We start from the raw sequence: 15,130 nt of genomic DNA, 5'->3' as shown, positions 1-15,130 counted from the left end.
TAACGTGGGAATACGCCATCATTAGTGCTGTCGGGGAAAAGGTTGTATCTTCACTATTCGTGTGATGATAATGGAACTTGGTAAGCCTGTATTTTCGCCTTGTCCACAATACTCAAACCGTTTGAAATAGAATGATTGAGTAAAACAAACAAGGCAGGTAAAGCGTAAGCAATACTGTTGAAAATGCAGGTAAGGGAGGTTGGAAAAAGCAAAAGGCTACATTGTAATGATGTAGATAGGGTATGAAACATAACCTAATCCGAAAGGGTGCAGACTTCCAACTGGTCTTTCATCGCAAGATGAGTAGCAATTCCTTTAAGGGTTATTAGTGTTAGTTTGTCCTATTCGGGTAATTTAAAGTTTTCTTACTTTAATGGGAGGGAAACAAACTAATAACAAATGTAAACTATTTAAAGAAAGGCGAGCGTTAGGCTTGCTAGCTAATTAACTTGATTAGCTCATTGTGATGGGTGGGAAATCCCATCACACCTAACGCCCGTACTCTTTAACCCAATCGGTTACAAGAGCGGTTAAAACTATCGGTATTCGGTAGTTCCTCTTGTACACGACCAAGTTTACAGTGAGGAATTTACCCACTTACCGAGACCTTTTAACTTACCTTGTAATATCAGAGGTAGGTATGAAAGAGCGTAAGCATTATACTGAAAAGGTAGCTTGCAATCCAGCGACCTCGCACATCTCACAATGGCATTACGTTGAATGGCGTAAAGCAGAAAGGTATGTGAAAGGAATGCAAATTCGGATTGCGAAGGCTACGCAGGAGAGCGATTGGCGTAAAGTGAAAAACTTACAACGAATGCTCACCCACTCGCATTACGCCAAATTGGTGGCGGTAAAGCGAGTGACTGAAAATAAAGGCAAAAAGACAAGTGGTGTTGATAAAGTGCTTTGGAATACCCCTGAAGCAAAATGGCAAGCAGCACTCTCTTTAACGGACAAAGGATATAAACCTCGCCCATTAAGACGAGTTTATATTCCCAAAACCAATGGAAAGAAACGTCCATTAGGTATTCCAACAATGAAAGATAGAGCAATGCAAGCCTTACATTTATTAGCATTACAGCCTGTAGCAGAAACAACCGCTGACAAAGGTTCGTATGGGTTTAGACTAAACCGTTCAACGGCAGACGCTATTACCCATATACACCAAATTTATTCGCATAAAGGGAAGAAAACCAATCAAGCTGTTGAATGGGTACTGGATGCGGATATTGCTGGTTGCTTTGACCATATAAACCACGACTGGCTAATAAAGCATATTCCGATGAATAAGCGAATATTGAGGAAATGGCTAAAATCAGGTGTTGTAGAATTTGGTCAATTAAAACAGACTACAGAAGGTACACCGCAAGGCGGTATTATTTCGCCAACGTTGGCAAATATGACATTAGATGGATTGGAATGCTTACTTGAAAACCATTTTGGGAAAAAAGGAAGTAGAAAAATCCGAGAAAACAAAACGTATCTAGTAAGATATGCAGATGATTTTATTATCTCAGGGAAAACAAAAGCATTGCTTGAGGAAAAAGTCATTCCTTTAATTGAAGGTTTTCTAGCAGAAAGAGGTTTAACCTTGTCGGCAGAAAAAACAAAGGTTGTGCATATTGAACAAGGTTTTGATTTTCTAGGTTGGACTGTTAGACGTTTCAAATCCAAGATTTTGGTTAGACCAAGTCAAAAGAATGTAAAAGCATTCTACAATAAGGTTAAATCAACAATCTCTGCAATGAAAATGGCTCAACAGAAAGACTTAATAATGGTGCTAAATCCAATGTTAAGAGGATGGGCAAATTATCATAAAAGCCAAGTGGCAAGTAAAATATTTGGACGGATGGATGCTTTAGTTTGGAAAGCCTTATGGAAATGGTGTAAGCGGCGTCATCACAATAAAGGGATCAAGTGGATAAAGGAGAAATACTTTTGTACCAATGCGACCCGTAATTGGCTATTTGGCACGGTATATACCAATGATAAAGGTGAAACATATCCATTAAATTTGTTTTATTGTGGAAATGTTAAAATAAAACGGCATATTAAAATAAAGTCTGAATATAATCCGTTCTTGCCTGAATGGGAATTATACGGAGAAAAACTTAGCCAAGATCGTCTATATGATGAACAATCTCATAGGCAACAATGGCAAGCTCTATATAAAGACCAAAGTGGAAAATGTGCGTTATGCGGGTTACCAATTACCAAAGAAACAGGTTGGCACGATCACCATATCGTGTACAAAATGTTTGGTGGTAATGATACGTTAAGTAATCGTTGTTTGGTACACCCAAATTGCCATACAAAAATACACGCCTTAAATTTGAAAGTTGTAAAGCCGACTAGCTAATAGTTAATAGAAAGGCTTGAGCTGTATGCGGAGAAATTCGCTTGTACAGTTCTTAGGGGGCGAAGGTATAGTAATATACCTTTGCTACCCGACTACGATTTGTACTATCAGAATCAAAGAAAAAGGGTCGTTATTACGACCCTTTACTTTTTGCTTCTTTTCAAACTTATTCTTTATCTTTTTTCAACATTTCAGCATGCAATTTAGTTTGCTCTTTCATCGCTTTGCTGATTTCTTTACGTTGTTTAGATGCTTCAGCATTACGAATCATATAATCATCAACACGAGCTTCATAATCTTCACGCATATTTGCAATAATGGCGCGAATATCCGCTACTGACATATCATCAGTGATGTATTGATTTAAGTTATCTAATAACAACACACGTTTTTGGTTATCGCGGATTTTACGATCATTATCAGCAATATCACGCAAAAGTTTATTCTTTTGACGATACATACGCACATACTCCAAAACATCTTCAAAACATTTTTTGCTTACATTTTCCATAATAAACGCTCTCTTAATGTAATAAATAAAATTCTGTCGCTTACTGTAACGGTTTTTTCTGGCATCGTCAAAAAGATATCACCCTTTTTCGTATAGATTACAGTAGCGTGAACAATAATTAACAAACAATACAGAAAGCCGTTGATAATTCATTTCGCTAGTGTTAAAACTAGACAAATTTTAACGAATAAAATAAAGAAGGTAACTATGACAGAAGTCTTTAATTTTAGTGCTGGTCCAGCAATGATGCCAAAGGAAGTGTTACAACGTGTACAAGCAGAATTACTTGATTGGGAATCTTTAGGAACTTCCGTAATGGAAGTTAGCCACCGCGGTGCTAATTTTATGGCATTAGCAAAACGCTCCATCGAAGATTTACGTAAATTGTTTAACGTACCGGAAAACTATCAAATTCTATTTGCACAAGGCGGTGCAAGAGGTCAATTTGCTGCTATTCCAATGAATCTCCTTTCTGAAAATGGTAAAGCACTTTATTTAACCAGTGGACACTGGTCTGGTGCTGCAGCAAAAGAAGCAAGACTATTTGGTGATATTGATGAGATTAATATTCTAACTGAACAAGATGGTAAAACTGGAGTAAAAGAACTCGATTTCAGTGATATTGCTGATCAATATGATTATGTTCATTACTGCCCAAATGAAACCATTAGCGGTGTAGAAATTTTTGATGTGCCTAATGTTGGTAATACGACCTTAATCGCTGATATGTCATCCAATATCCTTTCTCGCCCAATTGATATCAGCAAATTTGGTATGATTTACGCCGGTGCACAAAAAAATATGGGGCCAGCGGGAATTACCTTAATCATTATTCGTGATGATTTAATTGGCAAAGCTCGCCGCAGCACGCCATCTGTTTGGAATTATCAAATTCTTCGTGATCACGATTCTATGTTTAATACTCCACCAACTTTTGCTTGGTATCTCTGTTCTTTAGTTTTTGAAAATCTATTAGCGAATGGCGGTCTCGAAAGTGTCGAATTAAAAAATCGTGCTAAAGCAGAATTATTGTATCAATACATCGATCAAAGTCCGTTCTATCGTAACAATATCGCCGAAGCTAATCGTTCATTGATGAACGTTACCTTTACTACTGGTAATGATGAACTTAATGCGAAATTTGTCAGTGAAGCCAATGCTGCCGGTTTACGTGCTTTAAAAGGACATAAAGTATTAGGCGGAATGCGTGCTTCAATCTATAACGCAATGCCAATTGCGGGCGTTGAAGCGTTAATCGCTTTTATGGATAAATTCGCACAAGAAAACCAATAATTATTAATTCATTACAGGAAATATTATGAAATTTTTAGACGTCGCCAATCAAGGCGTGAAGCAGCTATTGCCTTATCAAGCTGGCAAACCAACTGAAGAATTAGAACGAGAATTAGGTATTCACAATATTGTGAAATTAGCATCCAATGAAAACCCATTTGGATTATCAGAAACTGCTAAACAAGCTATTTTAAAAGAGTTAAATCAACTTACACGCTATCCGGATTCAAACGGCTTTTATTTTAAACAAGCAGTAGCAAATAAATTTAATTTACAAGCTAACCAAATTACCCTTGGTAACGGTTCAAATGATTTACTTGAACTAATTGCTCACACTTTCGCTAGCGAAGGTGATGAAGTCATTTTTTCCCAATACGCTTTCATTGTTTATCCGTTAGTTACTCAAGCGATTAATGCAAAAGCTGTTGTTGTACCAGCAAAAAATTGGGGTCATGATTTAGATACCTTTTTAGCAAATATTACGGATAAAACTAAATTAATCTATATTGCTAATCCAAATAATCCAACTGGAACATTCTTAACCAGTGCAGAAATTGAGGCTTTCTTAGAGAAAGTCCCTGCACATATTATTGTGGTCTTAGATGAAGCCTATACCGAATTTACTGACGAACAAGAACGTGTGCCATCATTTGCATTACAGAAAAAATTTGCCAATTTAGTCGTTTGCCGTACGCTTTCTAAGGCTTATGGCTTAGCTGGATTACGGATTGGCTATGCTGTATCAAATCCAGAGATCGCCGATCTTTTTAATCGTGTCCGCCAACCATTTAACTGTAATAGCTTAGCGTTAGCAGCAGCTACCGCAGTCATTTATGACGAAGAGTTTTTACATAAAGTAGCCGACAATAACCGCAAAGGAATGCAACAGTTAGTACAATTCTTTGAACAACAAGGATTAGAATATATTCCTTCTAAGGGTAATTTTATTACCGTTGATCTGAAGCAACCTGCACTACCAATTTATAATGCGTTATTACATAAAGGCGTTATCGTACGCCCAATTGGCGGTTACGGTATGCCAAATCATTTACGTATCAGTATCGGATTACCTGAAGAAAACCAAGCCTTTATCAACGCTTTGACTGAAGTTTTAGCCAATTAATCGCTGACCAGAGGACGTTTGTAGTTTATGAATTCTATTACCCTGAACCCCATTGCCCATATCAATGGGGAGATTACTTTACCCGGTTCAAAAAGTTTATCTAATCGTGCATTGTTACTTGCAGCACTCGCAAAAGGAACTACCACTATCACGAATTTATTAGATAGTGATGATGTTCGTCATATGTTAAATGCTTTACGTGCTTTAGGCATCAAGTACCAATTATCTGAAGATAAAACCACTTGTGTTGTCGAAGGTAATGGCGGAGCTTTCCAATGGCAAAATGGATTGAGCCTATTTTTAGGTAATGCAGGTACTGCAATGCGCCCTCTTACCGCTGCACTTTGCCTAGCAAGTAAAACAGGCAACGTTAGTGAAATAGTGCTAACCGGTGAACCACGTATGAAAGAGCGTCCAATCAAAGATTTAGTGGCTGCTTTACAACAAATGGGCGCAGAGATTGAGTATTTAGAACAGGAAGGCTACCCACCACTAGCTATTCGTAATACCGGATTACATGGTGGTAAAGTAGCCATTAGTGGTGCGATTTCTTCACAATTTCTCACTGCATTATTAATGGCAGCTCCTCTTGCACCACAGGATAGTGAAATTCATATTATTGGTGATCTTGTTTCTAAACCTTATATTGATATTACCCTGAAAATGATGGCAATTTTTGGTGTGGAAGTTTCTCATCAAAACTATCAAGTTTTCCATGTTCCAGGTAACCAGCAATATCAATCACCAACCACTTTTATGGTTGAAGGTGATGCTTCCTCGGCTTCTTACTTTTTGGCCGCGGCGGCGATTAAAGGTAAGGTAAAAGTAAAAGGCATTGGTAAAAATAGTATCCAAGGTGATAAACATTTTGTTGATGTGTTAGAAAAAATGGGCGCTAAAGTCCATTGGAGCGATGAATTCGTTGAAGTTGAACAAGGTGAATTACATGGCATTGATATGGATATGAATCATATCCCTGATGCAGCAATGACGATTGCAACCACTGCTCTATTTGCTCAAGGCGAAACTATTATTCGCAATATCTATAATTGGCGTGTAAAGGAAACCGATCGCTTAACAGCAATGGCAACAGAATTGCGTAAAGTAGGCGCAGAAGTCGAAGAAGGTGAAGATTTCTTACGAGTACAACCATTGGCTTTAGAACAATTTAAACACGCAGAAATCGCCACTTATAACGATCACCGTATGGCAATGTGTTTTGCTCTAGTTGCACTCTCTAATACGCCAGTAACTATTCTGGAACCGGAATGTACCGCAAAAACGTTTCCTACCTTTTTTGATGAATTTACCAAAATTGCTGTAAATTAATTAAGACGCAAAAAACACTTTATCACCAAAGATAAAGTGTTTTTTTGTATAGAAAAAAGATTGTTGGATTACGGTAAAAAATTTAATTTCACCACCTGCTCCGCAATTTTTTGATCAATAAAATCATAAATTTGCACTCCCGCTACTGGCTTTCCTAACATTTGTTGCCATAATTGCACTGTTCTGCTATTCAGCTCTTGAGCATAAACATCGGGATAAGCTAACTCACCATTAGTCGCACTAATATGATTAAGAAATAATTTATCTTTTACCAAACAAGATTGCGCTACATTATGCTGAATAGCGTTAAATTTATCTTCGAGTATTGGCCCATCCCAATCATCTTGCAATGAAATCCATGGATTTTGATGCCAAGGTAACGCCCATTGTTGCTCACCAAGTAGATAAGTTTGCATTGACGGTGGCGAACATTCTAAAGCGACAACTTTTCCAGCCACTTGCGCAAGCGTTGGAAAAACGAACGTTTGCTGATCTTGTTGCCAATGATAAAAGCAAGATTGATATTGTTGAATTTTATCTAACAGCGCTTGTTTATACTCATCAAAGTCGTCTTTTGCTTCATTCGCATTCTGTAAACGAACTAGTATAAACTCTTGTGGATAGCACTTTAAGAATTGCAAAATTGTATCAAAAATTATCTCTGCACTAATATCGCTAATCCATTCACGATGTGCTGCGACCATTTCTCGCCGTAGACGAAGATCAAAAAAACGCACACCAATTTGAAGTTGTTCCTGTAACGATAACGCCTGTGTTTTATAGTAACGCTGATCACAATCAGCCGTCATTGTATCATGCGTACCCGGAATAAATAATCGATGAATTTGTAGATCTGGTCGGCAAGCCGCCAACCAATTAGCTAAAGAAATAGTGTGCATAGTTTTATCCATTTTTCTGCTTTAATCTGATCATGAGATGTGACATTAATGCAGCAACCAATGCTAATACCGCTAAACCAATAAATGCAGAAGCTAAAATATGAGTGTCTGTTAGGAACTGGGTTGTAATATTACCAGCACTATCTTTTTCTGGTGAAGTTACTAATTTACCCAAAATAGCTGGGGCAATTAATGCTGGGAAATATCCTACAGTAATAGCAAAAGACATTGCTGATGATGAATGTTTCTTCGGTACATTAAATTCTCCAATTGGTGCATAATAAACACCTCGAATCATAAAAATAATGGCTGAACAAACCAACATTAATACAACCAATAACCAAAACATTGTCGATGAAATTAAGTCTGCAGGAGGATTGTCCGGTGCATAAGCCTGTACTTCAGGATGATTAGTAAAGAAGATAAAAGCAATTAATCCTAAAATAATTGCCAAGAAAATTTCAAATGTTCGCATAAAATGCATTGTAGATTTGAAAACTTTCTCTACTAAAATTGTTGAAACTAACGGCAGCATCCGCAATGCAATTACTGTTGTTGCAAATACTGCTGCAACTACTGCGGTAGTACCATAGCCAGCTTGTAGATAACGAGCAAAATACGTTCCCGCTGCAATAAATGAACCATAAATGCAGAAAACATTAATACCTACTAACCATACAATCGGCAATTTTGCAACGTGTCCAACCCCTCTAATTGCTTCCATAGTTGAAGATGTACTAGCATCATCATCTCCTACTTTTTGGTCTTTAGGTACTGCAAAATAAACGACTAACCCCGTTACAATAATTAAAATACAGCTTGTTGCCATCATAGTATGAGCATTTAATTTCATTGCTAACATCACTGTCCACAAAAGAGAAACTAGAAATGCCAATAAACCACGTCCAAACTCAAAGAAACCAAATACTGCACCTTGATGTTCAGCTGTTGTTGAGATTCTTAAAGCTTTAAAATTTGCTGGCTTAAATAATACTTCACTAAAAAATAACATTGAGAAAAAACACGCCAATAAAACAGGCATACTTAATCCTGGTGAGTTTAATGTCAAAAATAGTGAAATAGCCCCTACACCAATGGTAGAAATCAGCATAATATTACGAATAGAAAAACGATCTCCTACCCAACCTAACGCAATCGTTCCGACGATAATGACCAATCCTTGCATTGAATAAAGTTGTCCTGCTTGAGCATCTGTTACGCCTAACGCTGCAGGAAAACCACCTGGTACACTATTCCGAATATCCCAAAATGCATAAATTAATTGTGCATTAATTGTGATAAGAATAATTTGAAAGAAAACTAATGGTGTTAAACCATATTTATTAAGGAAATTTTTCATTGTTGCTCCTTATCGCACTAAAACAGTTACTAACAACAATTATGGTAAAAGTTTTGTGGGAATTGAGATGCTGCATAGCAGCATACTCATAAAGTAATATGTTGAAATTAGTGTGATTTTCTCTTTTCTTGGAATACAACTAAAATTGAGAATAATATTGCCGCAACTACTGACATGAAGTCTGCACCAATCCAGAAATAAGATAAACTTTCAAAGTCATAAACTTTAGCTCCATTCACAATAGTCGTGGTTTTATCAATCATAAATCCGGTTAAGAATTCACCTAATGAAGCACCTGCATAGCCAAATAATCCCATCATACCGAGTGCAATTCCTGATGCTGATTTATGTGAAACATCTGTTGCTAATAAACCACCTAAGAAACATAATTGGATACCTAAAGTAATGCCAAAGATAGATAAAGCAATAATTGAGAACCAAACATTACCACTTGGTGCAAATAAAAATGCTGCCAACGAAATAGTGTTAATTAACGCCACAACCACTGTCATCATATTACGTTTACCATGTAAAAAACGATCTGATAACCAACCAGATACAATAGTACCTAAAATACCAACAATACTATTGACACTGATAATACTTGCAGCCTCTACTGTAGTATATCCCTTCCCATTTTCAAGGAAAAAAACGCCCCAACTATTTACACCATAACGTCCAATATACATACAACAAGATGCTACTGCTAATAACCAAATTGCAGGATTCTTCACAACATCCCATTGATGTTTTAATACTTCTTTGTTATCTAATTTTTCTCCTGTATTCTCCATATGAATAATAGGTTTAAAACCTAAACTAGCTGGTGAGTCTTTCATCCATAAAATAGCAATTAACATACCTAATAAGCCGACAACACCTGAGAATGCAAAACCTAATCTCCATCCAAAATAGGAAATCACTGCTGCAGTAACAACAAAAGTAATTCCTTCACCAACATTATGAGCAACTGACCAATAGCCATAATAAGAGCCACGTTCTTTATCATCATACCAACGAGAAAGAGCTACAACACAAGGTCCAACACCCATAGATTGGAACCAGCCATTGATCCCCCAAATTACCGCTAACACAATCGCGCTAGTATTTAATCCCATCGCAAAATTACAAATAGCAGAGATAAATAAACCAAAAGAGAGAAAACGGGTAATATGTGAATGATCTGCAATCGCGCTATTAACAAATTTACCTACTGCGTAAGTAACAAAAATAGCAGCCCCAATAATCCCTAATTCCGTTGGCGTCACTACCCCTTCTTTCACTAATACTGGTTTTGCAACATTAAATGATAAACGACAAACATAGAACGTTGCATAAGCAATAGAAAATGCCCAAAAGCTTTTCCATCTTACTGATTTAAATGCTTGTTCTGATAAATTTTTCAATGGAATAGCAGGTGATGCTGCAAAGAAACGAAAAATAGACATAATATCCTCCTATTACATTGCTCTCATTAAATCAAGCTGTTGATATACTTGTTGATTTGCAGCTGCTAATACAAAATTACCTTTTAGCAAGCCATCATTTTCTAAAATATTATTGGCTGTACCGCCAGCTTCACGCACAAGTAGCATACCCGCTGCACAATCCCAACAATTCATATGTGGTTCATAATAAGCAAGTAATCTACCAGCAGCGACTTGTGCTAGACTCAATGCACCTGAACCATTACGAACATACATACCACCATCAACTAATAATTGATGTATAAAAGGTAATATGGTTTTTGGTGGTACACGATGTGACATACCTAGGCCTACTAAACCATCTTGAACACTTTCTGCTGGCTCCACAGTATGCATAGGAACATCATTAAGATAGGCGCCACCGCCTAATTGGGCATGAAATAATTCATTATGTAAGGGATCAAACACCATCCCAATCACAATTTCATTTTTATGTAAAACCGCGATAGAAATGCACCAGGCATGTAAACCATTTAAAAAGGGACTAGTGCCATCAATAGGATCAACAATCCAACAAAACTCACTATCTAATCCTGAATAGCCTGATTCTTCACCAAGAAACCCATCTTCTGGAAATTTTTCAGCGATAGCTTGACGGATTTTAGCTTCAACAGATTTATCTGCCATACTAACTTAATCTTGCTTATCACCTTTTTTGCATTCAATCACTAGTTCATTTCTATTGAGATAATAGGATAAAGCGATACTCCCTGCTTGTTTAATAAGATCAATAGAGAATGTATAACGATTTTGAATATTTTCGTTCATAACATCCTTCCTGGGAATAAATAATCTAAAAATTATTGCTAAAAACTAGCAACATTAAAGATACTAGTCCTGAAAACAGAATAATTAAAGAAAATTTTTTCCAAAATGAGATAATGATCAAATAAATTTTCCAAAATTGTAAAATTAATTTTTCTATATTCTGTTATAGATGTTAAATAACTCTGTTTTTGGAAAATCTTTTCTGCTCTTAAATTAATTTTGAAGTCAATCACTTACCATAAAGGGGTATCTTTCACTCCAAGATCAAAAAAGTCAGTACTTTTGTTTGCGACTTGTTACCAGATTATTTAAAATTCTTACCGTTTTGATTTTTTTGTTTTTTAATTTGTGGGAATAGCGAAATTTTCGCTGAATTAAAGAGTGATTTATGGCAATTTTGGTGTTAGGTATTAACCATAAAACAGCAACCGTCGCGTTACGTGAAAAAGTAGCATTTAATGATGAGAAACGTCAGGTTGCATTGCAGCAATTACAGACTTCTCTAGCGGAAAGTGCAGTAATTGTATCAACATGTAACCGTACTGAAATTTATCTACATAATCGACAAATTTCACCACTAGAAAATAGCGAACAAAATCAGCAATGGTTAGCCGAAATTAAATTATGGTTTGCACAATTACACCATTTAAGCTTAGAGGAATTGCAAACTGCATTATATATGCAGCAAAATCAACAATGTGTGACGCATTTAATGCGAGTTGCTTGTGGTCTTGATTCTTTGATTTTGGGAGAACCACAAATTTTAGGGCAAGTAAAACAAGCCTATCAATTTAGCGAAACATTCTATCAGCAACAAAATAGAATGATCTCAACTGAACTATCTCGCTTATTCCAAAAAACATTTTCTACTGCTAAACGTGTGCGTACAGAAACTGAAATCGGTGGTAATGCTGTATCAGTTGCTTATGCAGCTTGCAGCTTAGCTCGACAAATTTTTGACTCATTTAAACGCTTACGCATTCTATTAGTTGGTGCAGGAGAAACAATCGAATTAGTTAGCCGCCATTTATTCCAACATGGAGCTAAGCATATTATGATTGCCAATCGTACCCTTGCTAATGCTGAGGCGCTTGCTGAAAGAGTTGGTGGGCAAATGGATATTTTGTCTTTAAACCAATTACAAGAAGGTTTAAATCTCGCTGATATTGTGATTTCTTCTACCGGTAGTTCGGATATTTTAATTACCAAAAATATGGTGGAAATTGCGCAAAAACAACGCCGTTTCGATCCAATGCTAATTATTGATATTGCTGTGCCACGCGATGTCGAAGAGAGTGTACATCAACTAGAAGCTGTTTATCATTACAGCGTCGATGATTTGCAAAATATCATTCAGCATAATATGCAGCAACGTGAGCAAGCTTCTTTAGCTGCAGAAGAGATTATTCATGAAGAGTGTGCTGATTTCTTTTTATGGTTGAAACTACACCAATCATCCAACTTAATTAAAACGTATCGCCAACAAGCAGAACAAATTCGTTTAGAACTATTAGACAAAGCTGCGCTTTCACTACACCAAGGCGTGGATAGTGAACAAGTTTTGCAAGAGCTAAGCTATAAATTAATGAATAGATTACTGCATACGCCAACACAAGTAATGCAAGAATTAGTTAAAGCCGGTGAAACGAAAAGTTTGCAACTTTTTTCTAAATCATTAGGTTTAGATGAGAAAGAGGAAGAGTAAATATGTCAGTATCTCCATTTATTGGTTTTCATCATGTTGCATTAATTGTTTCTGATTATGCATTATCTAAGCATTTCTACGTTGATATTTTAGGCGCAGAAATTATTGAAGAAACTTATCGTGCTGCACGTGATAGTTATAAATTAGATTTGCGTTTTGCTGACGGTAGTCAAATTGAATTATTCTCTTTTCCTTCACCACCCGCCAGACCGACAACACCAGAAGCCTGTGGGTTACGCCATTTAGCATTTAAAGTTGAAAATATTGAAGATACTATTCAGTATTTACAACAACGTGGCGTTAGTTGTGAACCGGTTAGAATTGATGAACTCACTGGAAGAAAATTTACTTTTTTCCGCGATCCTGATGACTTACCACTAGAAATTTATCAATGGAGCGCAGCATAAGCGCTCTTTTTCTTTTATTTAGCAATATTTTTTAAGATCAGTTTAATTCTGTATTATCAGAAATATATCTATACTGACCATTAACCTCTTGCCCAAAATACAGACAAAAAGAAAGCCCCTTGCGGGGCTTTCCAAAGAGTATCTAAAAACGTTCAGATTAGTATGCTAATACTGCACGACGGTCTTTAGCGTAGTCAGCTTCAGTGTGACCTAATACAGCTGGTTTTTCTTCACCGTAAGAGATGGTTGATAATTGACCAGCTTGAACGCCTTTACCTGATAAATAAGTTTTAACTGCGTCAGCACGACGTTGACCTAACGCGATGTTGTATTCTGGAGTACCACGTGGGTCAGTGTGACCTTCGATTTGTACTTTAGCAGAAGAATCTGTTAAGTATTGTGCGTGAGCATCTAATAATTGAGCATATTCTGGTTGGATATCGTATTTATCGAAACCGAAATATACTGTGTTGTAGCGTTGTTGTAATTCTTGAGCAGTCATATTACCGTATAGTTTACCTTGTTGGTCAGCTGCTTTATCTGAGCTGCTACAAGCTGCTAACGCTAATACTGGTGCTGCAACCATTAACACTTTAGCTAATTTTTTCATTTTATTCTCCTTAATTTTGAGTTAAATATGGTGACCAAGCAGGGAATTTAATTTGTCCACCCCCTGAACCTGGTAACCTTGCTTTGAAACGTCCATCAGAGGACACTAATTGTAACACCTTACTTACACCTTGTGTAGAACTATAAATTACCATAGTTCCATTTGGTGCAAAACTCGGGCTTTCATCTAGGAAAGTTGAAGTTAATGCTGTAATACTTCCACTTTCTAAATCTTTTTTCACCAATTTATTACCGTTCACCATAACGACTTCTTTACCATCTGGTGACATCTCTCCACTATAACTGTTACCTGGAGGGCTAAGTAGTGTTGCACCACCACCATTTGCACTCATCATATATACTGCCGGTGCACCGCCACGGTCTGAAGTGAAGATAATAGATGAACCATCTGTTGACCAGCTAGGTTCTGTATTATTACCACTGCCACTAGTTAGTTTTACTGGTGAACCACCACCAACGCCCATAACGTAGATATTTAACACGCCGTCTTCATTAGACGCAAACGCGATACGTGAACCATCTGGTGAAAATGATGGTGCACCGTTATGACCTGGTAATGATGCAATAATTTTACGTGATTTACTAGCAAGATCTTGCAAAACAAGCAAAGATTTTTTCTTTTCAAACACGCTATACGCCAATCTCTTACCATCAGCTGACCAAGCTGGTGACATAATTGGTTGTGAACTGTGGAACACATTGAACGCATTATACCCATCATAATCAGATACTTGCAAATCATAAGAACCTGAATTGTTTTGAATAACATAAGCAATTCTAGTTCTAAATGCACCACGAATACCTGTTAATTTTTCAAATACTTGGTCACTAACAGTATGAGCACCCCAACGAATCCATTGTTTAGTTACAGTATATGAACCTTGTGCCAATACTGCACCTGGTGTTCCAGAAGCGCCTACTGTATCTACTAATTGATATGAAATTGTGAAACCACCACCTGCTGGAGTAACTTGTCCGACCACAATCGCATCAATACCTAAAGCAGACCATGCTTGTACATTAACTTCACCAGCTGAAGTTGGTTGTTGTGGCATTCTATCTACCGGAATCGGATTAAATTTTCCACTAAAACGTAAGTCAGAAGAAACAATATCTGCAACATCCGCCGGCGGTGTACCTGGTGCATTCCATTTAAATGGCACTACCGCAATTGGTCTTGCACTATCAACCCCTTCATCGATCACAATACGCACTTCAGCAAATGCTTGTGTCGCTTGCATTATTAAGCAGGTAAC

General features: G+C 37.0%; 14 protein-coding genes. 6 read left to right on the top strand and 8 right to left on the bottom strand.

Going from position 1 to position 15,130, the window contains the following annotated elements:
* Positions 1-640 precede the first annotated feature (640 nt).
* Positions 641-2,362, top strand: a complete 1,722-nt coding sequence (ltrA, locus tag NYR30_RS02985; RefSeq protein ID WP_302501845.1) for a group II intron reverse transcriptase/maturase — start codon at positions 641-643, stop codon at positions 2,360-2,362.
* A 166-nt stretch (positions 2,363-2,528) separates the two neighbouring features.
* On the opposite strand, the gene NYR30_RS02980 is transcribed toward ltrA, so the two are convergent.
* Positions 2,529-2,873, bottom strand: a complete 345-nt coding sequence (locus NYR30_RS02980; protein ID WP_066105083.1) for a DUF496 family protein — start codon at positions 2,871-2,873, stop codon at positions 2,529-2,531.
* Between the two features lie 207 nt (positions 2,874-3,080).
* Here NYR30_RS02980 and serC point away from each other — a divergent pair, with 207 nt between their 5' ends.
* Genes serC through aroA form a run of 3 tightly spaced genes read left to right on the top strand, consistent with a single transcriptional unit; the run spans position 3,081 to position 6,618 of the window.
* Entirely contained in the window at positions 3,081-4,166 is a 1,086-nt protein-coding gene (serC, locus tag NYR30_RS02975; protein WP_066105080.1) for a 3-phosphoserine/phosphohydroxythreonine transaminase, read from the top strand.
* Between the two features lie 25 nt (positions 4,167-4,191).
* Complete coding sequence (gene hisC / locus NYR30_RS02970; protein WP_066111660.1) at positions 4,192-5,289, top strand: histidinol-phosphate transaminase; 1,098 nt, start codon at positions 4,192-4,194, stop codon at positions 5,287-5,289.
* A gap of 27 nt (positions 5,290-5,316) precedes the next feature.
* Entirely contained in the window at positions 5,317-6,618 is a 1,302-nt protein-coding gene (aroA, locus tag NYR30_RS02965; protein ID WP_066111659.1) for a 3-phosphoshikimate 1-carboxyvinyltransferase, read from the top strand.
* Positions 6,619-6,686: 68 nt separating this feature from the next.
* Here the strand turns inward: aroA and NYR30_RS02960 are convergent, their stop codons facing one another.
* The 5 genes from NYR30_RS02960 to NYR30_RS02940 all read right to left on the bottom strand — a co-directional run bounded on the left by NYR30_RS02960 (position 6,687) and on the right by NYR30_RS02940 (position 11,132).
* Positions 6,687-7,529, bottom strand: coding sequence for a phosphatidylinositol-specific phospholipase C domain-containing protein (locus NYR30_RS02960; protein WP_302501844.1), 843 nt, complete (start codon positions 7,527-7,529; stop codon positions 6,687-6,689).
* Complete coding sequence (locus NYR30_RS02955; protein WP_066105071.1) at positions 7,522-8,877, bottom strand: MFS transporter; 1,356 nt, start codon at positions 8,875-8,877, stop codon at positions 7,522-7,524. Before NYR30_RS02955 ends, NYR30_RS02960 begins: the two co-directional genes overlap by 8 nt.
* A 107-nt stretch (positions 8,878-8,984) precedes the next feature.
* Positions 8,985-10,325, bottom strand: a complete 1,341-nt coding sequence (locus NYR30_RS02950; protein ID WP_066105069.1) for an MFS transporter — start codon at positions 10,323-10,325, stop codon at positions 8,985-8,987.
* 12 nt (positions 10,326-10,337) lie between these two features.
* Entirely contained in the window at positions 10,338-10,991 is a 654-nt protein-coding gene (locus NYR30_RS02945) for an inositol monophosphatase family protein (protein WP_302501842.1), read from the bottom strand.
* A gap of 6 nt (positions 10,992-10,997) precedes the next feature.
* Entirely contained in the window at positions 10,998-11,132 is a 135-nt protein-coding gene (locus NYR30_RS02940; RefSeq protein WP_302501840.1) for a hypothetical protein, read from the bottom strand.
* 388 nt (positions 11,133-11,520) lie between these two features.
* On the opposite strand from NYR30_RS02940, the gene hemA reads away from it, so the two are divergent.
* Together hemA and gloA2 are read left to right on the top strand one after the other, a co-directional pair.
* On the top strand, positions 11,521-12,837 hold the full coding sequence (gene hemA / locus NYR30_RS02935) for a glutamyl-tRNA reductase (protein ID WP_066105063.1): 1,317 nt from the start codon (positions 11,521-11,523) through the stop codon (positions 12,835-12,837).
* 2 nt (positions 12,838-12,839) lie between these two features.
* Positions 12,840-13,244 (top strand): SMU1112c/YaeR family gloxylase I-like metalloprotein, encoded by a 405-nt coding sequence (gloA2, locus tag NYR30_RS02930; RefSeq protein ID WP_066105060.1) that lies wholly within the window; start codon positions 12,840-12,842, stop codon positions 13,242-13,244.
* A 157-nt stretch (positions 13,245-13,401) separates the two neighbouring features.
* On the opposite strand, the gene pal is transcribed toward gloA2, so the two are convergent.
* Positions 13,402-13,854, bottom strand: a complete 453-nt coding sequence (gene pal, locus NYR30_RS02925; protein ID WP_066105058.1) for a peptidoglycan-associated lipoprotein Pal — start codon at positions 13,852-13,854, stop codon at positions 13,402-13,404.
* A gap of 10 nt (positions 13,855-13,864) precedes the next feature.
* A complete protein-coding gene (gene tolB, locus NYR30_RS02920) occupies positions 13,865-15,115 on the bottom strand; it encodes a Tol-Pal system beta propeller repeat protein TolB (protein ID WP_231923667.1) in 1,251 nt (416 codons plus the stop codon).
* Positions 15,116-15,130 lie beyond the last annotated feature (15 nt).

It is taken from the genome of Gallibacterium salpingitidis (assembly GCF_030517105.1).
GTDB lineage: Bacteria > Pseudomonadota > Gammaproteobacteria > Enterobacterales > Pasteurellaceae > Gallibacterium > Gallibacterium salpingitidis.
Note: the sequence above shows the minus strand (reverse complement) of the source record. Positions and strands in the feature narration are given on the sequence as shown.